The following is a 19918-nucleotide window of genomic DNA, read 5'->3' on the forward strand; positions in this document are numbered from 1 at the left end:
CGCACCGGGGTGTCATGACAGATGTCTTGCATCCGGGATGCTGCGCTGCGACCGGGACGATCGCGGGATGGGAGGATCGGCGGATGACGTCGTCGTTCGAGATCGTGACCCGCGCTGCGGTGCCGGCCGACGCGCTGTTCGACGCCTCGCGTGACATCGGGGCGCACGTCGCTTCGATGCGCGGCACCGGCGAGCGCGCGATCGGTGGTGTGACGAGCGGGCTGATCGGATTGGACGAGACGGTGACGTGGCGCGCGTGGCACTTCGGCATCCCGCTCCGGATGACATCGCGGATCACCGCGCTCGAACGACCCCGCCGCTTCGTCGACGAGCAGACCACCGGGCCGTTCCGCCTCTTCCGGCACGAGCACCTCTACGTCGAACGCGACGGGACGACGATCATGACGGACCGGGTGACCCTCGCCTCGCCCGTCTTCGGCCGGGTCGCCGAACGCCTCGTGCTCGTGCCCTATCTGCGCCGTCTCCTCATCCGCCGGGCCGCGCGCCTGGTGGCCTCCGTCTCCCGCTGATCCGGCTCGTTTCGCCGCGATCGCCGCGTCGTCAAGCGGGCCCCGTTGCACGGGTTTCTGGCCGACACCCCGCCGCGACGGCATCCATCACGGGATGTCGGCGCCGATCCCTTGCATCCACGCACGCGGCAGATCCGCCCTGCACCGCTCAGCGGGCGAGGTCGACCACGGCGGCACCGAAGGCGTCGAGCCGCAGGGTTTCGCCGTCGAGGCGCGCTCCGAACGACAGGAGAAGGATGCCGCGACAGCCGACCGCCACCTCGCACGGCCGCCCCGCGGGGTTGAGCGCGACGAGAAGCGAGCCGCCCCGCCGATAGACGAATGGGTAGCCCGTAACCTCCACCGCCGTGTGCGACCGCGCCGAGAGCCGCGGGTCGCTGCGGCGCAGCGCGATGGCCTCGCGCACGAAATGCAGGAGGGATGCCGGGTCTTCCAGCTGCTGCGCGACCGTCGGAGCGTCCGGGGCGGCGTCCACCGGCAGGTATCGCGACTCGTGCGCCCGCTGACCGAGGACCTCGTCGGCTCCCCAGGCCATCGGGGTACGCGATCCCGCCCGCTCGTAGGTCGGGCCGAGCGATGATCCCTCGAGGGGGCCGACGCCCGGCAGGTAGCGCATGCCGATCTCGTCGCCGTAGTAGATCGAGGGCATCGCCGGCCAGGTCAGCACCAGGAGGAGCGCAGCGCGGGCCTGCACGGCGTCGCGACCACCACTGACCAGACGCGTGAAGTCGTGGTTCGCCGTCGGCAGCCCGACGATCCCGCGACTGCCGGCGGCCTCGATGGCGTCACGCGCCTCGGACCAGGCGTCGACGAAGTCTGCGGGGTCGCCCCGGCCGGCGGCATCGGCCCACGCGTCGCGCGCGGGCCACGCCTCGTGCACGGTGCCCGAGCCGTTCTCGAACAGCGACTTCAACGGCATCCCGTCGAACTCGCCGCCGAACTGCAGAAAGAAGTCGACGTCGAATCCGGCGGGCACCGCTCGCGCCGGGTCGCCCCACTCCGAGATCAGGATGCGGCCGGGGTGCGTCCGGTCGAGGCGCCGGTGCACGTCGCGCCACAGGTTCGCGGTCTCGACGTGTCGGGGGTCGTCCTTCACGAGCGAGGCGGCCATGTCGACCCGGAAGCCCGCCACCCCGCGGTCGTACCATCGGCGGATGATGTCGACGAGGGCGTCCCGGTTGCGCAACGGCCCGGGCGCGTCGACGGCCTGACGCCACGGCTCGTCCGGGTGGGGCCGCGCGTAACCGAAGTTCAGCGCGGGCTGGAAGTCGAAGAAGTTCGGCTTGTAGAACCCGCGGCCACCCCACGGCACCGGAACGAACCCGTCGGCGGAGACGGGGCTGAAGACGTACCGGTCGCCGGCCGGGTCGCCCGCGGCGCCCGCCGACAGGGCCTCGTCGAACCAGGCATGCTCGTCCGAGGTGTGGCCGGCCACGAGGTCGAGCACGATGCCGATGCCGCGCCGCTCCGCTTCCGCGAGCAGCCGGTCCATCGCCGCGTCACCGCCGTAACGGTCGGCCACGCGGTCGAAGTCGGCGACGTCGTATCCCGCGTCGCGGAACGGCGAGACGAACACGGGGTTGAGCCACACCGCGTCGACGCCGAGCCAGGCGAGGTAGTCCAGTCGGGCCGTGACGCCGTCGAGGTCGCCCATGCCGTCGCCGTCGGCGTCGGCGAAGCTCTGCGGATAGGCCTGATACAGCACGATGCGGTCGAGGCGGTCTGCCAGGGAGACGAGGGTCATGGTGCAGCTCCTTCGCGGCGTCCCTGACGACGTCCTCGACGTCAGGCTTGATGTAACCGGTTACACCGGGCTAGAGTCCCAATGTATCCGGTTACATCGCCGGATCACAGCGCGAACCCGCGCCCGACGCCCGACACGACGAAGTGAGGTGGCCCCGTGGCATCCGACTCCCCCGCCACCCGCCCGACCATCCGCGACATCGCTCGTGAGGCCGGGGTCTCGGTCGCGACCGTCTCCCGTGTCACGCACGACGACCCGCGTGTCGTGGCCGACACCAAGCGACGCGTCCAGGATGCGATCGACAGGCTGGGCTATCGACCCTCGGCCCTCGGCCGCGCCCTGTCGTATCAGCGCACGAACACCCTCGGCATCGTGCTGCCCGGACTCGGCGGGCCGTACTTCGCCCAGCTCATCGAGGGCGCGGAGTCGGTGGCGGTCGAGCGCGGCGTCGTCATCAACGTCGTCGGAACCCACCTGCGGCCCGACGCGGTGGGCGCCGTCCGCCAGCTCGCCGAGCGTACCGACGGCCTCATCATCGCCGGCGGCACCCTGCCGTCCGACGAGGTCGCCGCGCTCGCACGCTCCGGCCGCGTGATCGTCGTCGCCGGAGAGGCTGATGAGGCCGCGACGGTCGTGACTGACGGGCGCGCCGCCGCCGCCGAGCTCACCGGTCATCTCGCCGACGTGCACGGCTACCGCCGCATGCGCTTCGTCGGCGAGCCCTCGGGGTCGCCCGACACCGCGTGGCGCTACCAGGGCTTCCGCGACGCCCTCGATCAGCGCGGACTCGCCGAAGCGGGCGAGCCCGTGCGCCTCGGCCTCGACGTGCGCAGCGGCGCCGTCGCCGCTCGGATGCTGCACGACGCCGCTGACCTGCCCGACGCGCTCGTCTGCGCGAACGACGAGCTCGCGATCGGCATGCTCGCGACGCTGCCGGGGCTCGGGCACCGCATCCCCGCGGATGTCGCGGTCACGGGCTTCGACGACCAGGCCCTCGCCGGCATCGCTTCCCCGCGCCTGACGACGGTGCATCAGCCGATCGCCGAGCTCGGCGCTCGCGCCGCCGCGGGAGCCCTCGGCGACGACATCCGCTCGCACACCGTCCTGGAGACCCGCCTGGTCATCCGGGAGTCGTGCGGCTGCCCGCCGGAGGGGACGCCGGACTGAGGACACGACCGGTCGACGAGCGACCGGTCTCGCAGAGGAACGAGGAGGTTCCGATGAGAAGACGCAGAACACTGGCGGCGGGAGCGCTCGCCCTGACCGCTCTGCTCACGACGTCCGCGTGCGCGAACGTGGGCCTCGAGCCCGCTCCCGAGGCGCCGCCCGGGTTCATCGACGAACTGCGGATGCCGTCGGAGGCCGGCGGCTCGGTCCAGGGGCTGCTCAACTACAACTGGCTCTCGCCCAACGCGACCGTTCAGACGTGGCTCTTCGAACCGCTCATGATCCGCGACCGGTTCACGTGCGAGGCCGTGCCGTGGCTCGCCACCGACTACGAATGGGAACGACCGGACCGCCTCGTGCTCACCCTGCGCGAGAACGTGCAGTGGAGCGACGGCGAGCCCTTCACCGCCACCGACGTCGTGTACACCTTCATGGCCGGCAAGGAGTTCCCCGCCGCCGACAAGTCGGGCTTGTGGGGCGACTTCTTCGGTGCGCCCGCCGAGAGCGTCACGGCGACCGACGACCACACCGTCGTGTTCGAGTTCGCCGGCCCCGCGGTGCCGAAGACCGACGCGATCCTGCAGAACACCAAGATCCTCCCGCAGCACATCTACGCCGAGCACGGCGACCCGACGCTCTTCGTCGACGAGCAGGGGGTGGGCACCGGGCCCTTCACACCCGAGTCCTACAACGGGCGCCGCCTCGTTCTCGAGCGCAACGAGACCTACTGGAACGCCGACCAGGTGCGCGTCCAGCGCCTGTCGCTCGAGGGCCAGTATGACGCGAACTCCGGCGCACTGAAGCTGCGCAGCGGCGCGCTCGACCTCTACCGCGGCGATATCCCGAACCCCAACCGCTCGGTCGTCGCCCCCGACCCCGAGAACGCCCACTTCTTCTATCCGCCCGACGCCATCACGGCCCTCGTGCTCAACAACGAGCGCCCGGTGCTGAACGACCCGAGCTTCCGCGAGGCGTTCGCCTATGCCCTCGACCGCGAGGCGCTGAGCCAGCGCGCGAGCTTCGGGATCATGGAGCCGGCCAGCCAGACGATGCTGCTGCTGCCCTTCCAGGAGCAGGCCGTTCCCGAGCAGTGGCGCGGCAAGGAGTTCATCCCCTACGACCCCGAGCGCGCGAACGAGATGCTGGATGCCGCCGGCTACGAACGCGGTCCCGACGGGCGCCGCGTCGACCAGAACGGCGAGCCGCTGTCGTTCGTCTTCAGCGTGCAGGCCGGCTGGATGGACGTCATCGCCATGGCGGACGTCGTCGCCCGCAACGCCGCCGAGGTCGGCGTCTCCGTGCGCATGGTCACGACTGATCCCAACGCGATCGAGGGGATGCAGAAGGCCGGCGACTTCGACATGACGATCGACTTCATCAGCGGCGGATGCCAGCGGGCGCGCGATCTCGGGGCGAAGCTGCAGGCCTCGCAGATCTCGACCGAGCAGGAGCTGCTCCTCAACCGGGCACGCTACGTCAATCCCGAGATCGACGCCCTCATCGCCGAATGGACCACCACCACCGACGAGAGCCGCACCGCCGAGATCGAGGGTCGGATCATCGACATCTTCATGACCGAGTTCCCCTACATCGCGCTGCAGTACGCCCCGAACCGGCTGATCTACCGCACGAACAACGCCGTCGGGTGGCCGAGCGACGACAACCCCTATCCGGTCGACCAGCTCATCCGCGTGCTGCCGAACCTGCGCCCGCCGGGCGAGGCGGATGCCGGCGAGTCGGATGCCGGCGGGGAGGGCTGAGCCGTGGCCTACTACGCCCGCAAGACCGGCTACTTCCTTCTGACCCTCTGGGCGGCGGTCACGCTGAACTTCATCATCCCGCGCCTGCAGCCCGGCGACCCGGCCGAGATCATGGTCCGTCAGCTCAACGGCCAGGGGGAGATCGATCCGGCCCAGGTCGCCGCCGTGAAGGCGATGCTCGGGTACTCGAATGACAACGTGTTCGTCGCCTACGTCGACTACCTGCGTCAGCTGGCATCCTTCGACCTCGGCACATCCTTTACGTACTTCCCCTACCCGGTCGCCGACGTCATCGGGCAAGCGCTGCCGTGGACGCTCGTCCTCGTGGGAATCACCCAGATCCTCTCGTTCGTCCTCGGCACGCTGTTCGGCGCGATCGCCGCGTGGCGACGCAACAGCCGTTTCGACGCGACGATCTCGGTCGGCTCGACGTTCGTCGGCAACCTGCAGTCGGTGTGGATCGGCCTCATCATCCTGTTCGTCTTCGCCTACACGCTCGGCTGGTTCCCGGCATCCGGCGGCTACGGATACACGACCCCGGGACTCACCCCGATCCATGTCGCCGACGTGATCTCGCACGGGTTCCTCCCCGCGCTGACGCTCATGGTGACGGCGCCGATCGGCTTCATCCTGTCGATGCGGAACACGATGGTGCAGGTGCTCGGCGAGGACTACATCCGCCTGGCCGCGGCCGCAGGGCTCAGAGAGCGCACGGTCGCCCTCGGCTACGCCGCACGAAACGCGCTGCTCCCCGTCATCACCGGGTTCGCCCTGTCGCTCGGCGTGCTCATGGGCGGCTCGATCCTCATCGAAACCGTCTTCGACTACCCCGGCATGGGCCGGCTCATGGGCGAGGCGACCTCGAACCGCGACTTCCCCCTCATGCAGGCGATCCTGCTGGCGACGATCGTCATCGTGCTGACGGCGAACTTCATCGTCGACCTGCTCTACCCCCTCATCGATCCGCGGGCCCGCCGGGCCAGAGCGTGAAAGGCAGGTGACAGACGATGTCCGATGAGACCCCCCTCCCCCAGCCGGCCTCGATGCCGCAACCGGCGCGCACCGAACCGACGCGCACCGAGCCCGTCCGGACCTTCCGGCGGCGCGTGACCGACGAGGACGCGTCGACGAAGGAGGTCGTGGCGGTCGTCCGCCCCGCCCGGTGGTACGCCGTCATCTGGTCGAGCCGGAAGGCGCGCGTGGGCATCGTGATGCTCGCGGTGTTCCTGCTCGTCGCGGTGTTCGCCGATCTGCTGTCGCCCTATCGGCCCAACGATGCGACCTTCACGCCGTCGCAGGACCCGAGCTGGGCCCACTGGATGGGCACGAACACGCTCGGCTACGACATCTGGACGCAGCTCGTGCACGGCACCCGCCTCTCGTTCGCGATCGGGGTGCTCGGCGGACTCGCCACGATCGTCATCGCGATCGTCGTGGGGCTTCTCGCCGGATACCGCGAGGGCGGCCTGCTCGACGACATCCTGTCGTTCCTGACCAACCTGGCGCTGGTGATTCCGGTGCTGCCGCTGATGATGGTGATCGTCGCGTACAGCGAGACGCGCGGTCTCGGTCTGCTCGTCTTCGTGATCGCCATCACCAGCTGGGCCGGCGCATCGCGCGAGATGCGGTCGCTGATCATCTCGATGCGCAACCGCGACTACGTCACCGCAGCGCGGTTCGGCGGCGACGGGATGCTGCGCATCGTGTTCCGGGAGATCATGCCCAACATGTCGTCGCTGATCGTCTCGGGGTTCATCGGCGCCGCGACCGCTGCGATCGCCGCCGAGGCCGGCTTGTCGTTCATGGGCTTCGGCGACCCGAACACCGTCAGCTGGGGCCAGATGCTCGCCCAGGCCAACGCGAACGGCGCGCTCGTGCAGGGACTGTGGGTCTGGCTGGTCGCGCCCGGCATCATGCTGGCGCTGCTCATGACGTCGCTGACGTTCGTGAACTTCGGCGTCGACATGCTCAGCAACCCCCACCTTCGCGAAGAGGAGAAGTCATGAGCCCGGCATCCGATCCGAGCACGGCGCCCGTGCTCGAGGTGTCCGACCTGTCTGTGCAGTACCGACCCAAGCTCGGCGCGACGCTCGACGCGGTCAAGCGCGTGTCGCTGCGCGTCGCACCCGGAGAGTTCGTCGGGCTCGCGGGCGAGTCGGGCTCGGGCAAGACGACGTTCGCCCAGGCGGTGCTGCGGCTGCTGCGGAGCCCCGGGCACATCACCGGCGGCTCGATCCGGTGGGGCGACCGCGACGTCACGGCACTCGGTGACGACGACCTGCGCCCCCTGCGCTGGTCGTACGTGTCGACGGTGTTCCAGTCGAGCATGAACTCGCTCAACCCGGTCGTCCGCGTTCGCAAGATGTTCGAGGACATCCTCGCCGAGCACACCGGTGCGAGCACGGCGGCCGCACGCGAACGCGCAGAAGAGCTCTTCGACCTCGTGAGCGTCGACGCGCGGTTCCTCGACATGTACCCGCACGAGCTGTCGGGCGGCATGAAGCAGCGCGTGAACCTGGCGCTCGCCCTCGCACTGAAGCCGAAGCTCGTGCTCTTCGACGAGCCCACCACGGGGCTCGACGTCGTCGTGCAGAAGTCCATCCTCGACAAGATCCGCGAGCTGCAGGAGCGCGAGCGATTCGGCGCGATCCTCATCACCCACGACATGGGCACGCTCCTCGACTTCGCCGACCGCGTCGCGGTCATGTACGAGGGCGAAGTCGTCGAGGACATGAGCGCGCAGGATGCCGTGACCACGGGGCCGCGGCATCCATACTCCGTCCATCTCGTCGGGTCGTACGCCGAGCTGCTCGGCGAGGACGTCGCCGGCTATACCGGGGCCGAGCTCGAGGCGCCCGTCGAGGTGTCGCAGGAAGCACCGGTCGAGCACGCCCCCGTCATCGAGGTCGAGAACCTGCACCGCCGGTTCTCGAAGCGGCAGGGCTTGCGGACCGAGCACGTGGATGCCGTGAAAGACGTCTCGTTCACGCTCCGCGAGGGCGAGGTGACGGCGCTCGTCGGCCAGTCGGGATCGGGCAAGTCGACGATCGCCCGCATCCTGACCCGCATCGACGATCCGACCTCGGGCGCCGTGCGCTACTACGGCCAGCGCGACGGCGAGCCGCACGACATCACCGCCTTGCACGGCCGGCTCGCCCGCGAGTACCGCCGCAACGTGCAGTACGTGTTTCAGGATCCGTATGCCGCCCTCAACCCCACGCTGACCGTCGGGTACTCGCTGTCGCGGCCCCTCGCGAACTTCCTGCACGTCGGGCGCCGCGAAGCCGTCGAGCGCTCGGCCAGCCTGCTCGAGCAGGTCGGGCTGACTCCGGCGGGCCGGTATCTCGGGCGGCTGCCGCACGAGCTCTCGGGCGGCCAGCGCCAGCGCGTCGTCATCGCCCGCGCCCTCGCTGCCGAGCCCCGGCTCGTCGTCGCGGATGAGCCGATCGCGAGTCTCGACGTGTCGATCCGCGCCGAGATCCTCGAGGTGCTGCAGTCGCTCGTCGCCGATCACGGCGTCGGGATGCTCTACATCACACACGACCTGCTGTCGGCGAAGAGCCTCGCCAATCACGCGCTCGTGCTGCGGAACGGCGAGCTCATCGAGTCGGGCCCGGCCGATCGCGTCATCGACGACCCGCAGGCCGAGTACACCCGACAACTGCTCGATGCCATCCCCAACCCGTTCGAGAGAAGGACCGCCGCGTGACCGACACCGAGCTTCCCGAGACCTACCTGCCGGATAGTGCGCTGCCTGATGGCGTGCTGCCGGATGGCGTGCTGCCGGATGACATCCGGGAGCTGACCGAGCGGGAGGTCGACGCGTCGATCCGGTGGCTGTGGGAGCACGCGACCGGCGACCTCGACAGCCCGGGCTGCGGGCTCGTGCTCGACCGCGACGACCTGCCGGGCGTGGCGACGGTCGCGGCGACCGGCTTCGCCCTCGCGGCATGGTGCGTCGGCGTCGAGCGGGGCATCCTCGGCCGCCGTGACGTGCGTGACCGGGTCGCCGCGACCCTGCGCACGCTCGAGGAGTCGGTGCCGCATCGCGGTGGCTTCCTCGCGCACTTCGTGGATGCGGCCACCGCTGAACGGCAGGGGCGATCGGAGTACTCCACGATCGACACGACGCTCGCCCTGTGCGGTGCCGCGGTCGCGGCATCCTTCTTCGCGGCCGACGGCGACGCCGGACGGGAGATCGGCGAGCGCACCGAGCGCCTGCTGCGCCGCATCGACTGGCCGTGGATCATCGACGACGCCGGCAACCGGGCGGTCGTCCGGATGGCGTGGGTCGCCGACCGCGAGGACGACTACGCCGACGGCGCCGATGAGGCCGGCTTCGTGAGCGCCTGGTCGATGACCGCCGAGCAGCTGCCGATGTACCTCCTCGCGGCGGGGCACGAGCGAGTGTCGACCGAGCTCGCGCGTGACCTGTGGCGGGGGTTCGACAAGCCGGTGGGGTCGTACGGCGGGCACGAGTGCGTGCATGAGCCGGCGGGAACCCTTTTCACCTACCACTTCCCGCTCGCGTTCTATCCGTTCCAGCGGGTGCGCGATCTCGACGGGCGCGACTGGTGGGCGAACGCGCGCGAGGCGTCGCTGGCCTCGCGGGCGTGGTGCGCCGACCAGGCCGGACGGTGGAAGACGTTCGCGAGCGGACTCTGGGGACCGGCAGCCGGCCTCGGCCCGGGCGGGTACGTCGTCAACGGCGCACGCCCGGCGCTGCGCGAGCCCCATGCCGACGGCACCGTGCCGCCCGTGTCTCTCTTCGGGGCGCTGCCGCTCGCTCCCGCGGAGGTGGCTCCGGCGCTTCGCGTGCTGCGAGATGAGCATCCTGGCGCATGGAACGAGTGGGGCGCGACCGACGGGGTCAACCTCGAGGGCGACGAGCCCTGGTACGCCGAGCCGCGCTACGGACTCAACAAGGGAGCGACGGCGCTGCTGGGTGCCGCAGCCCTCGGCTCGACCCTCGTGTGGGACACGTTCTCTCGGCATCCCTGGATCGCCCGCGGCGCCGACAAGCTGGGCTTCACCCCGGCTTGACGGACGCTCCGGCCCTCGGCCAGGGGGCGTGTCTCGCCCGGCCAGCGGTCGAGGGCTGCACGCCCAGCGCTGACCTGGCACCTCACGCCCCCACAACCCCGGGATATGGGCGCGTACTGCCAACCCGCAGGCGAGAGCTGCGGGCCCAGCGCTGACCTGGCACCTCACGCCCCCACAACCCCGGGATATGGGCGCGTACTGCCAACCCGCAGGTCAAGGACCCGTGGCGGCGAGCGCGGGCGGTTCCGTCGGACGCCGTCCCCGGCGCAGCGCCGTGCCGCGATGCAAGGAGTTGTGACCGACGCCCCGCGACAGCGGCATCCATCACGGGGTGTCGCAGCCGATCCCTTGCATCCACGCACCCGCGCACGCGCCTGCTGGCGGGGCGGGTGGGATGCTGGTCGCATGAGCCTGCCGCACCGCGATGAGTGGAATGCCGACCCGCGAGGCTTCCGCCGATTCGAGAGGACCGTGCGCGTGGGGTCGGGGGATGCCGCGTGGCGGCGGGCCCGGACCGACCTCTTGGCGTGGCGGGTGAAGACACGCAGCGGATTCCGGGTGGTCCCCGATGTGCCGGCCGTCGTCGGTGGGCGGCACTGGCTCGAGATCGGCCGCGGCCCCCGGACGCTGCGCGAGCCGGTCGAGGTCGTCGCTTTCGTCGACGAGTCCGACCGGGTGGGCTACGTCTACCTCGCGCTGCCGGGCCATCCGCTCGAGGGAGAGGAGACGTTCCTCGTCACCCGGCGCGGCGACGACGTGCTCTTCACGCTGCGATCGCTCTCGCGGCCGGCGCCCCTGTGGTTCTGGCGGCTCGCTTATCCGGCGGTCCGCATCGTGCAGGTCATCGTGCGAACGCGCTATCTGAGTGCTCTTCGGCGCGGAGACCGCACCGCGCGCTAACGACCCGCGAGCCGCGATGCGAGGGATCGTGGCCGACACCCCGGGCGGACGGCATCCTCACCGGCGTGTCGAGCCCGACGCATTGCATCGCGGCACGCGCACCGTCGGCTCCGAGGGACCCCGCTCGCGCGCCGGTCAGCCGACGACGGATGCCGCGGCCGCGACGATCCGCTCGATCGATTCCTCTTCGCCGACCGAGATGCGCACACCGTCGCCGGCGAACGCCCGCACGATCAGGCCGGCCGCGTCGAAGGCCTCGGCGATCTCGAGGGCCCGCTCACCCGCGGGCAGCCACACGAAGTTGCCCTGCGCGTTCGGGATGTCCCACCCGGCATCGCGCAACCGGTCGGCGAGCGCGTCACGTCGCACGGCGATGTGACGCACTCGTTCGAGCAGTTCGTCCTCGGCGTCGAGGCTCGCAAGCGCGGCTTCCTCCGCCTGGGCTGTGACCGAGAGGGGGATGCCGGTGCTGCGGGCCGCATCGAGAATGCGGTGGTCGCCGATGGCGTACCCGACGCGCAGTCCGGCGAGTCCGTAGGCCTTCGAGAACGTCCGCAGGATCACGACGTTGGCGTGCCCCGCGGCGAGCACGGCGGCGCCCGTCACGGCATCCGGGTCGGTCACGAACTCGGCGTAGGCCTCGTCGAGGACGATGAGGACGTCGGAGCGGACCCGCGCCACGAACGCGTCGAACGCCGCCTGGCTCACGACGGGACCGGTGGGGTTGTTCGGGCTGCAGACGATGATCATCCGCGTGCGGTCGGTGACGGCATCCGCCATCGCGTCGAGGTCGTGGCCGGCGTCGGCCGTCAGCGGCACCGCGACCGCGGTCGCGCCCGCGACAGCCGCGAGCCCGGGATAAGCCTCGAACGATCGCCAGGCGAACATGATCTCGTCACCCGGACCGCTGGTCGCCGATGCGAGCTGGTACAGGATCGACACCGAACCCGCCGCGACATGCACGCCATCGGGGGCGACCGCGTATCGATCCGCGAGCCGCGCGCGCAACCGGCCGGCCGAGGCGTCGGGGTAGCGGTTGAAGGTCGTCGCCGCGCGCACGGCCTCGACGACGCCGGGCAGCGGGTCGAACGGGTTCTCGTTGCTCGACAGCTTGAAGGCGTCGGCGGAGGCCTGACGCCCCTGGCGGTATGCGGGCAGCGCCGCGATCTCGGGTCGGATGCGCACGGGCAGGTCGGTCACGATGCGAGTCTACGGATGCCGCCGCCTCCACCGGATGACGGATCGGAGGCCCCGTGGGAGACTGACGGCACTATGAGCCTCATCATCCGACTGATCGTCAACGCCTTCGCGGTGTGGATCGTGACGCTGATCCCGGCGCTGGAGGTGTCGGTCGTGGCGTTCCCGCCGGGCGGCGACCTGCAGCTCGTCCTCACGCTGCTGCTGATCGCCCTCATCTTCGGACTCGTCAACGCGATCGTCGGCACCGTGCTGAAGGTGCTCGCGTTCCCGCTGTACATCCTGACCCTCGGCCTGATCTCATTCGTCATCAACGGCTTCCTGCTGTGGCTCACCGGGTGGGTCACCTCAGGTTGGGACTGGGGCCTGCGCATCGGCGGCTTCTGGCTCGCGGTGCTCGCGGCCATCGTGATCGCACTGATCAACTGGGTCGCCGGCATCCTGTTCCGCCCCCGTCGCGACCGAGACCGCGACCGCCGCTGACACACGAGCAGACATACGCGCGCGCACCATCAGTCGAGCCTCCGCACGCGGTAGGTCGTGACCTCGGCCGGCTCGTCGCCCCCGAAGGCCGCGATGCCCTCGTGGACGTCATCGACGCGGGGGTCGTCCGAGGCGTCGGCGAGCGCGGCGGTGTCGCCGTAGGCGTCGATCGAGTGGGCGCCGAGCGCGACGTCCGCGATGCCGGGCGGTGGGTCGGCGACCCGTTCGACGACGATGCTGCCCGCGGCGCCCGCACGATCGGGGTGGCCGCCGGACTGCAGCGCCGGGACGAGATCGTCGGTGTGGCGCACCGTGACCTGGAGCGTGGCCTCGCCGGGATCCGCCTGCACGGGAGAGCCGAAGGTCACGTTGCCCACGACGCGGAAGGGCCCGTCGACCGCGAGGCGTGACGTGATCGCGCCGCCCTGCGAGTACCCGACGGCGAGCACGGCGTCTCCCGGCCGCGCGCCGGCGGCGCGGAGGGCGCTCACCACCGATTCGTACGACGCCGAGCTGCGGCCCGCGTAGAGCTGCACGTTCGACGACATGTCGAAGGGCTCGCGGCCGCCGAATCCGAGCGGCGATCGGGTTCCCGCGACGTAGACGGCGAAACGGCGCTCGCCTCCCGCGAGGGTGTAGCGCTCGACGCGAACCTGATCGCCCTCGCGCGGGATGCGTTCCGCGAGCGCGGCGAGTGTGCCCGGCGCCGCCGCCTCGCGAACCGCTGACCGCGTGACCTCGACGACCTGCGGCGGCGCGGACCCGCCGCGATCGGGGGTCGCACGCCCCAGCCCCAGGGCGCCGAGAGCGGTCAGCGCGAGACCGCCCGCCGCGACGGCGGCTCCCCCGAGCAGGCCCAGTGGAACGGCGGCTCCGCCGATCTGGCGCTGGAGCTCGCCGTGCCGCAGCAGCGGCCAGGTCGTCAGCAGCAGGTCGGCACGCGAAGCGGCCGTCGGTGAACGGTCGCGGGCCGCGAAGATCCGGCGGTCGAGCAGATCCGTCACGCGACGGTCGCCACCCTCGGCAGCCCGCCGTGCGGCTTCGAGCTCGACGATGTCGTAGACGTCCGCGGCATCCCGCAGTCTTCCGGCGAGAGCCGAGGCCTCGGCGGTGAGCGCGTCGAGGAGCTGGGTGAGGTCAGCGGCGAAGGCCGCTGCGGGCCACGCGGTCGCATCGTGCGCAGCGAGCTCGCGAGCGGCCGTCTCGAACATCGACCTCAGCACGTCGCATTCCGTCGACAGGCCGAGGAGCACGGATGCCGCGAGACGGAGCTGTTCCGTATCGACCGCGATGACCCCGCCGTCGCGGATGTCGAGGGAGTCGTCGCTCACGGGCCTCCCGCCACGAGCCGGGTCTGCACCCGGTGCAGTTCGTCGTCGAGGCGGTCGATGCGCATCGCCGCGTCATCCGATCGCTGGCGCCACGCGGCGAGCCGCTCGCGGTACTCGCGCGCGACGCGGGCGCGCCAGGCCGTGTCGTGCTCGAGCTCGGCCGCGCGGCGTCGGATCGCGTCCACCTCGTCGCGCAGGGCGGTCAGGCGCGGGCGCAGCGCCGCGATCATCTCGAGCGTCAGCACCGCGGCGGCATCGAGTGGCGTGGCGTTCGAAACGAGCGGCTCAGGCGGAGGCATGCCCCTCACGATGCCGGTGCGGGGAGCCGCACGGACCGCCCTCGTCCCCGCTGGGGGACGACCAACGTCGGCGATACATCTGTGCAGGAAAGGCCGCATCCTCCACAATGGGACGGTGACCCGACGCGCCGAGCCCTTCCGCGTCATGTTCGTCTGCACCGGGAACATCTGCCGCTCCCCCATGGCCGACGTGGTCTTCCGCTGGTTCATCGACCAGTCCGGGCTCGGCGACCGTGTCGTGTCGGCGAGCTCGGGAACGGGTGACTGGCACGTCGGCGAGCCCGCGGACGGACGCACGCTCGAGGCGCTCGAACGCCGCGGATACGACGGGCGGGGGCACCGGGCCCGTCGCTTCACGCTGACGGATTTCGACCGATCCGACCTCATCGTCGCGCTCGACCGTTCGCACGAGCGCGTGCTGTCGAACTGGGCGCGTACGACGGCCGACACCGACAAGCTCGGCCTTCTCATGTCGTTCGACGCGCACGCCGGCGGCGACCTCGATGTGCCCGACCCGTACTACGGCGACGCCGGAATGTTCGACGAGGTGCTCGCTATGATCGAGAGCGCGAGCCGGGCGCTCTTCCGGCAGCTCGAACCCGCGATCCGCACCACGTCCTGAGCGCCCGTTCACACTGAATGGAGCCTCGTGACCTCTCTGCCCCCGCAGCCCCTGAGCCCGCTCGACGGCCGATACGCCGCCGCCGTCGGATCCCTCGCCGACTACCTCTCCGAAGCCGGTCTGAACCGCGCACGCGTCGAGGTGGAGGTCGAATGGATCATCGCCCTGACCGACCGGAGCCTGTTCGGCAGCTCGCCCCTCGCGGATGAGCAGAAGACGCGGCTGCGCGGCCTGTACCGCGACTTCGGTCAGGCGGAGATCGACTGGCTCGCCGCCAAGGAGGCCGTCACCCGCCATGACGTGAAGGCCGTCGAGTACCTCGTCCGCGACCGGCTGTCGGCCCTCGGCCTCGACGCGATCGCCGAGCTGACGCACTTCGCGTGCACGAGCGAGGACATCAACTCGGCCTCGTACGCGCTCACCGTCAAGCGCGCCGTCGAGAACGTCTGGCTGCCGAAGCTGCACGCCGTCATCGGCGCCCTCGGCGACCTCGCCCGAGAGCACCGCGATGCCCCGATGCTCTCGCGCACCCACGGCCAGCCCGCCACCCCGTCGACGATGGGCAAGGAGATCGCCGTGTTCGCCTGGCGCCTCGCCCGCGTCGCGAAGCAGATCGAGGGCGGCGAGTACCTCGCGAAGTTCTCGGGGGCGACCGGCACCTGGTCCGCGCATCTCGCGGCAGAGCCCGACGTCGACTGGCCCGAGCTCTCGCGCTCGTTCATCGAGGGCCTCGGCATCGACTTCAACGTCCTGACCACCCAGATCGAGTCGCACGACTGGCAGGTCGAGCTCTACGACCGGGTGCGGCACGCCGGCGGCATCCTGCACAACCTCGCGACCGATGTCTGGACCTATATCTCGCTCGGCTTCTTCGCGCAGATCCCCGTCGCCGGCGCAACCGGGTCGTCGACGATGCCGCACAAGATCAACCCCATCCGGTTCGAGAACGCCGAGGCGAACCTCGAGATCTCCGGAGGCCTGTTCGCCACGCTCGCGCAGACGCTCGTCACGAGCCGCATGCAGCGCGACCTGACCGACTCGACGACGCAGCGCAACATCGGCGTCGCCTTCGGGCACTCGCTGCTGGCGCTCGACAACCTGCAGCGCGGGCTGACCGAGATCTCCCTCTCGCGCGACGTGCTGCTGGCCGACCTCGACGCCAACTGGGAGGTGCTGGCCGAGGCGATCCAGACCGTCGTCCGCGCCGAGATCGCCGCCGGCCGCTCGCAGATCACCGACCCCTATGCGCTGCTCAAGGACCTGACCCGCGGTCGCCGTGTCGGCGGACCGGAGCTCGCCGAGTTCGTGCGCGGCCTCGACATCGGCGATGCCGCCAAGAAGCGCCTGCTCGCCCTGACCCCCGCGACCTACGCAGGCCTCGCCGACGACTTGGTCTCACGCCTCGGCTGACGCCGAAAACGCACCGCCCCGCCGAGAACGCTCGGGGGGCGGTGCGTTTTGGTGTGGACGGTACGCGCTCGGCGGTCGCTCAGCTCCGAGGCGACGTGCCGGGGGCCGGGTCGTCGGGAGTCTCGGACTCGTCGGGGTACAGAACCGGGCGGTCGACACGCTTGCTCACCTGCGCGGGATCGACGGCGAGCATCAGCAGTGCGATGATCACGAGCGTCGCGATGAAGGCGATGCCGGCGACGACGAGGGCCACGACGACGGCACGCTCGACCGACTCGCGCGGGATCGACTGGAACGCCCCCATCGACACGAGGGTGATGACACCCGAGAAGATCGCCGCGACGAACGCGAGGCCCAGCAGCTGGACCGGGCGCATGATCTCGCGGCGGGTGGGGTGTTCGCCGCTCACGATGCGACCTCCGGATCGGACGAGGGGGATGACGGAACGGATGCCGCGGGCACGATCTCTTCGCGCCGCGGCGAGAAGCCGGCGATTCCGAGGAACACGGCGACGATCGCGGCGTAGCCGCCGAACAGTCCCACCCCGATGGTGATGCCGGTGAGCGTGAAGGCGCCGGCCTCCTCGATGACGTAGTCGAGACGGTAGGCCGGGTTCACCAGCAGCAGGCCCGCCACGAGCAGCAGGGTGATCGCGCCGATGAGCACCTCGTCGCGGGCGGCCGGGGCACCGGAGCGTCGCCCGCGGATGCCGCCGACCAGCTCGATGAGGCCCGTGACGGCGGCCCAGGAGATGACGACGGCGAAGAACCCGATCGGCGTCCGCAGCGGCGGGATGCCGGCGAGGATCGCGGCGATGAGGGTGAGTGCCCCGAGCGCGATCGGCAGCCCGCGGCGGCCCGCGGGACTCGTCAGCCAGGCTCCGACGAAGAAGATGATCGCGGTCGCTGTCGCGAAGCCGCTGAATACCGACATCCCGACGGAGGCGGAGTGATCGGGCGAGAAGGTGATCATCACGGCGGCGACGGCCGCGAAAAGGGCGCGCGCGAGCTGAACATGCCGCACCTCGAAGGTGCGGGCGGCGGATGCTGCAGACACGGCGGACTCTCGCGATTCAGAACGGGATCCCCCCGATTCTACGCTTCCGGCCCGGGACGCCGCCCGCCGGGCGGCATCCCGCCGGGGAATCCTCCGGACGGCATAGACGTTGCCCCCGCACATGAAGGCATTGACGTACAACGAGTTCGGCGGCAACGACCGCTTCGAGATCACCGAGCGGGAGATGCCCCACATCGGGCCGGACACCCTCGTGGTGCGCGTGGTCGCCGCCGGTCTGAACCCCGTCGACTACAAAGTGCGCGAGGGGTACCTGCAGGGCCTGCTCGACGTCCAGCTGCCCGCCGTCCCGGGGTGGGACGTCGCCGGAGTCGTGGAGAAGGTCGGTCTCGACACCCCGGAGTTCCAGGTCGGCGACCCGGTGCTGGCCTACGCGCGCGCCGATGTCGTGAGCGGCGGCTCGGTCGCCGAGTACATGGCGGTCCCCGTGCGCACGGCCACGCGCAAGCCGGACGGTCTCGACTTCACCGCGGCCGCTGCGATTCCGCTCACCGGCCTGACCGCGCTGCAGGCGATCGAGCGGTCGGCCGTCGGAGAGGGATCGACCGTCCTCATCCACGGCGCGGCCGGCGGAGTGGGATCGTTCGGTGTTCAGCTCGCCCGCCTGCGTGGCGCGCGCGTCATCGGCACCGCGTCGGAGCGCAACCACGACTACCTCCGCGGGCTCGGCGCCGAGCCCGTCGTCTACGGCGACGGCCTGGCCGGCCGGGTGCGCGAGATCGCTCCCGACGGCGTCGACGTCGTGCTCGACTTCGCGGGTGGCAGCTCGCTCGACTCCACGCGCGACCTGCTGCGCGAGGGCGGTGTCGTCACCTCGATCGCCGACCCGCGGGCGGCATCCGAGTTCGGCGGCAACTACATCTGGGTTCGCCCGGATGCCGCGCAGCTCGCCGAGCTCGCGCGTCTCGCCGCCGACGGTTCGCTGCGGGTCGAAGTCGCCGAGACCTTCCCGCTCGACGACGCCGCCGCCGCCTACGCCCGTCTGGAAGAGGGGCACACCCGCGGCAAGATCGTCGTCACGGTCTGACGGGTGGATGTCGGAGGCGGGCGCGATCCTGGAGTCGTGCCCGCCTCCTCGATATCCGAGATGCCGTCCGCCTGCCGCTTGTGCGGCGGACGCTCCGGCGGCATGAGCCCCGATACGGGGCACTGGGTGTGCCGGCGCTGCGGATGGCGTCTGGGTGACGCCTTCGACGCCGACCTGCCCCGCCCGGTCGTAGCCGTCGTCTACTACCTGCGATTCGGCGCCCGCGTGAAGATCGGCACGAGCGAGCGGCCACGGCAGCGACTCGCCGCCATCCGGCACGACGAGCTCCTCGCATTCGAACGCGGCGGGCGGTCGCTCGAGCAGCAGCGGCACCGCGAGTTCGCCGCGCTGCGCGAGGGCGGCGAGTGGTTCACCCTCGTGAGCCCGCTGACCGAGCACATCGAGACGGTACGGGCGGCGGCATCCGATCCGTGGCTCGCCTACGACCGATGGCTCGGCGACGCGTATCGGCGCGCGTCGTCCTGACGCCGCAGCCGGCGCCCGGGCGGATACGGCGTCATCCCTCCGTGAGGAACTCGATCGCGGTCTGGCGGAACACCCGCGACCCCGGTGCGTTGAAGTGGTGCCGGTCGGGGATCTCGACGAAGCGCCCCTGCGGCGTCGCGGCGGCGAGCGCTTTCGATCCCTCGATGATGGCGTCACGAGATCCCGTGGCGAACAGCACGGGCTGCTCCGGCGCGTTCGCGGGGTCGGGATCGACGGTGCCGGAGGCGCGCATGCCGCCGGCGATCGCCAGCAGCGCCCGCAGGTCGTTGCCGGGGACGCGCTCGGTGAGCCGCACGTAGTTCTGCGTGACGGGGTCGGTCACCTCGGTGCCGTTCTCGACGAGCGCGCGCACCTGATCGATGTCGAGGCGCGCGAGCGGGATGCCGTCGGGCACGCCGCCCAGCACGCCGCGCGTGATGCGCGCGGAGAAGTCCTGGAGCACCTCCCAGCCCACACGCGCGCCCAGCGAGTAGCCGACGTACATCGCCGTGTCGACGAGATAGGTGTCGAGCACAGCTTCGACGTCGGATGCGAGCTGGTGCAGGTCGTAGTCGGCGGCACGATGCGGCTTGTCGCTCGCACCGTGTCCTCGCTGATCGAGACCGAGCACGCGGAAGCCCGCGCGCTGAAGGTCGCGCACCCACCCGGTCGAGACCCAGTTGTCCTTCGTGTTCGACGCGAACCCGTGCACGACGACGACCGTCGGAAGGTCGTCCTCTCCCCACGAGTAGGTGGCGATGCGGTGGCCGTCCTCGCCCACGAGGACGAATCGCGGTTCGGGCAGCTCGGTCAGACCTGAGGACGCGGGGATGCTCACGGCTCCA

20 protein-coding genes are annotated in these 19918 nt (G+C 70.8%); 13 read left to right on the plus strand and 7 right to left on the minus strand.

Annotation, left to right across the window (positions count from 1 at the left end):
• Nucleotides 1-83: 83 nt before the first annotated feature.
• The gene (locus C1N74_RS15190; RefSeq protein ID WP_137750841.1) at nt 84-530 is read left to right on the plus strand and encodes an SRPBCC family protein; all 447 of its coding nucleotides are present in this window, start codon (nt 84-86) and stop codon (nt 528-530) included.
• Between the two features lie 148 nt (nt 531-678).
• Here the strand turns inward: C1N74_RS15190 and C1N74_RS15195 are convergent, their stop codons facing one another.
• The gene (locus C1N74_RS15195) at nt 679-2274 is read right to left on the minus strand and encodes an alpha-amylase family glycosyl hydrolase (protein ID WP_137750842.1); all 1596 of its coding nucleotides are present in this window, start codon (nt 2272-2274) and stop codon (nt 679-681) included.
• 156 nt (nt 2275-2430) lie between these two features.
• Here C1N74_RS15195 and C1N74_RS15200 point away from each other — a divergent pair, with 156 nt between their 5' ends.
• The 7 genes from C1N74_RS15200 (at nt 2431) to C1N74_RS15230 (ending at nt 11144) form a co-directional block, all read left to right on the plus strand.
• A complete protein-coding gene (locus tag C1N74_RS15200; RefSeq protein WP_137750843.1) occupies nt 2431-3441 on the plus strand; it encodes a LacI family DNA-binding transcriptional regulator in 1011 nt (336 codons plus the stop codon).
• 53 nt (nt 3442-3494) lie between these two features.
• Nucleotides 3495-5201, plus strand: coding sequence for an ABC transporter substrate-binding protein (locus tag C1N74_RS15205; RefSeq protein WP_137750844.1), 1707 nt, complete (start codon nt 3495-3497; stop codon nt 5199-5201).
• A gap of 3 nt (nt 5202-5204) precedes the next feature.
• A complete protein-coding gene (locus C1N74_RS15210) occupies nt 5205-6191 on the plus strand; it encodes an ABC transporter permease (RefSeq protein WP_023953635.1) in 987 nt (328 codons plus the stop codon).
• Between the two features lie 17 nt (nt 6192-6208).
• Entirely contained in the window at nt 6209-7207 is a 999-nt protein-coding gene (locus C1N74_RS15215; protein ID WP_237049138.1) for an ABC transporter permease, read from the plus strand.
• Nucleotides 7204-8910 (plus strand): ABC transporter ATP-binding protein, encoded by a 1707-nt coding sequence (locus tag C1N74_RS15220; protein WP_088379835.1) that lies wholly within the window; start codon nt 7204-7206, stop codon nt 8908-8910. Before C1N74_RS15215 ends, C1N74_RS15220 begins: the two co-directional genes overlap by 4 nt.
• Nucleotides 8907-10244, plus strand: coding sequence for a glucoamylase family protein (locus C1N74_RS15225; protein WP_137750845.1), 1338 nt, complete (start codon nt 8907-8909; stop codon nt 10242-10244). The genes C1N74_RS15220 and C1N74_RS15225 overlap by 4 nt, the downstream gene beginning before the upstream one ends.
• A 405-nt stretch (nt 10245-10649) precedes the next feature.
• Complete coding sequence (locus C1N74_RS15230) at nt 10650-11144, plus strand: DUF1990 family protein (RefSeq protein WP_137750846.1); 495 nt, start codon at nt 10650-10652, stop codon at nt 11142-11144.
• Between the two features lie 135 nt (nt 11145-11279).
• On the opposite strand, the gene C1N74_RS15235 is transcribed toward C1N74_RS15230, so the two are convergent.
• Complete coding sequence (locus C1N74_RS15235) at nt 11280-12344, minus strand: histidinol-phosphate transaminase (RefSeq protein WP_071918918.1); 1065 nt, start codon at nt 12342-12344, stop codon at nt 11280-11282.
• Between the two features lie 72 nt (nt 12345-12416).
• On the opposite strand from C1N74_RS15235, the gene C1N74_RS15240 reads away from it, so the two are divergent.
• Nucleotides 12417-12824 carry a phage holin family protein gene (locus C1N74_RS15240; RefSeq protein WP_023953629.1) on the plus strand — a complete coding sequence of 136 codons (408 nt, stop codon included), beginning with the start codon at nt 12417-12419 and terminating at the stop codon, nt 12822-12824.
• A 29-nt stretch (nt 12825-12853) separates the two neighbouring features.
• On the opposite strand, the gene C1N74_RS15245 is transcribed toward C1N74_RS15240, so the two are convergent.
• Together C1N74_RS15245 and C1N74_RS15250 are read right to left on the minus strand one after the other, a co-directional pair.
• Entirely contained in the window at nt 12854-14155 is a 1302-nt protein-coding gene (locus C1N74_RS15245) for a hypothetical protein (protein WP_137750847.1), read from the minus strand.
• A complete protein-coding gene (locus C1N74_RS15250) occupies nt 14152-14454 on the minus strand; it encodes a hypothetical protein (protein ID WP_137750848.1) in 303 nt (100 codons plus the stop codon). The genes C1N74_RS15245 and C1N74_RS15250 overlap by 4 nt, the downstream gene beginning before the upstream one ends.
• A gap of 145 nt (nt 14455-14599) precedes the next feature.
• Between C1N74_RS15250 and C1N74_RS15255 the strand changes: the two genes are divergently transcribed.
• Nucleotides 14600-15076 (plus strand): low molecular weight protein-tyrosine-phosphatase, encoded by a 477-nt coding sequence (locus tag C1N74_RS15255; protein ID WP_036305536.1) that lies wholly within the window; start codon nt 14600-14602, stop codon nt 15074-15076.
• A 27-nt stretch (nt 15077-15103) separates the two neighbouring features.
• Nucleotides 15104-16486 (plus strand): adenylosuccinate lyase, encoded by a 1383-nt coding sequence (gene purB, locus C1N74_RS15260; RefSeq protein WP_064955847.1) that lies wholly within the window; start codon nt 15104-15106, stop codon nt 16484-16486.
• A gap of 79 nt (nt 16487-16565) precedes the next feature.
• Here purB and C1N74_RS15265 read toward each other — a convergent pair whose 3' ends face one another.
• Together C1N74_RS15265 and C1N74_RS15270 are read right to left on the minus strand one after the other, a co-directional pair.
• Complete coding sequence (locus C1N74_RS15265; protein WP_023953624.1) at nt 16566-16895, minus strand: hypothetical protein; 330 nt, start codon at nt 16893-16895, stop codon at nt 16566-16568.
• Nucleotides 16892-17542, minus strand: a complete 651-nt coding sequence (locus C1N74_RS15270) for a hypothetical protein (protein ID WP_023953623.1) — start codon at nt 17540-17542, stop codon at nt 16892-16894. Before C1N74_RS15270 ends, C1N74_RS15265 begins: the two co-directional genes overlap by 4 nt.
• A 121-nt stretch (nt 17543-17663) precedes the next feature.
• Here C1N74_RS15270 and C1N74_RS15275 point away from each other — a divergent pair, with 121 nt between their 5' ends.
• Nucleotides 17664-18587, plus strand: a complete 924-nt coding sequence (locus C1N74_RS15275) for an NADP-dependent oxidoreductase (protein ID WP_023953622.1) — start codon at nt 17664-17666, stop codon at nt 18585-18587.
• A gap of 102 nt (nt 18588-18689) precedes the next feature.
• On the plus strand, nt 18690-19073 hold the full coding sequence (locus C1N74_RS15280) for a GIY-YIG nuclease family protein (protein ID WP_242435568.1): 384 nt from the start codon (nt 18690-18692) through the stop codon (nt 19071-19073).
• 31 nt (nt 19074-19104) lie between these two features.
• On the opposite strand, the gene C1N74_RS15285 is transcribed toward C1N74_RS15280, so the two are convergent.
• Nucleotides 19105-19911 carry an alpha/beta fold hydrolase gene (locus C1N74_RS15285; RefSeq protein WP_023953620.1) on the minus strand — a complete coding sequence of 269 codons (807 nt, stop codon included), beginning with the start codon at nt 19909-19911 and terminating at the stop codon, nt 19105-19107.
• Nucleotides 19912-19918: the final 7 nt, after the last annotated feature.

Source organism: Microbacterium sp. SGAir0570 (genome assembly GCF_005491085.2).
Taxonomy (GTDB): domain Bacteria; phylum Actinomycetota; class Actinomycetes; order Actinomycetales; family Microbacteriaceae; genus Microbacterium; species Microbacterium arborescens.

Excerpts from the sequence above, each read along its gene's own strand:
- C1N74_RS15190 (WP_137750841.1), top strand. The coding sequence starts at position 84 with ATGACGTCGTCGTTCGAGATCGTGACCCGCGCTGCGGTGCCGGCCGAC.
- C1N74_RS15195 (WP_137750842.1), bottom strand. The coding sequence starts at position 2,274 with ATGACCCTCGTCTCCCTGGCAGACCGCCTCGACCGCATCGTGCTGTAT.
- C1N74_RS15205 (WP_137750844.1), top strand. The coding sequence starts at position 3,495 with ATGAGAAGACGCAGAACACTGGCGGCGGGAGCGCTCGCCCTGACCGCT.
- C1N74_RS15215 (WP_237049138.1), top strand. The coding sequence starts at position 6,209 with ATGTCCGATGAGACCCCCCTCCCCCAGCCGGCCTCGATGCCGCAACCG.
- C1N74_RS15220 (WP_088379835.1), top strand. The coding sequence starts at position 7,204 with ATGAGCCCGGCATCCGATCCGAGCACGGCGCCCGTGCTCGAGGTGTCC.
- C1N74_RS15230 (WP_137750846.1), top strand. The coding sequence starts at position 10,650 with ATGAGCCTGCCGCACCGCGATGAGTGGAATGCCGACCCGCGAGGCTTC.
- C1N74_RS15240 (WP_023953629.1), top strand. The coding sequence starts at position 12,417 with ATGAGCCTCATCATCCGACTGATCGTCAACGCCTTCGCGGTGTGGATC.
- C1N74_RS15250 (WP_137750848.1), bottom strand. The coding sequence starts at position 14,454 with ATGCCTCCGCCTGAGCCGCTCGTTTCGAACGCCACGCCACTCGATGCC.
- C1N74_RS15255 (WP_036305536.1), top strand. The coding sequence starts at position 14,600 with ATGTTCGTCTGCACCGGGAACATCTGCCGCTCCCCCATGGCCGACGTG.
- C1N74_RS15275 (WP_023953622.1), top strand. The coding sequence starts at position 17,664 with ATGAAGGCATTGACGTACAACGAGTTCGGCGGCAACGACCGCTTCGAG.
- C1N74_RS15280 (WP_242435568.1), top strand. The coding sequence starts at position 18,690 with ATGAGCCCCGATACGGGGCACTGGGTGTGCCGGCGCTGCGGATGGCGT.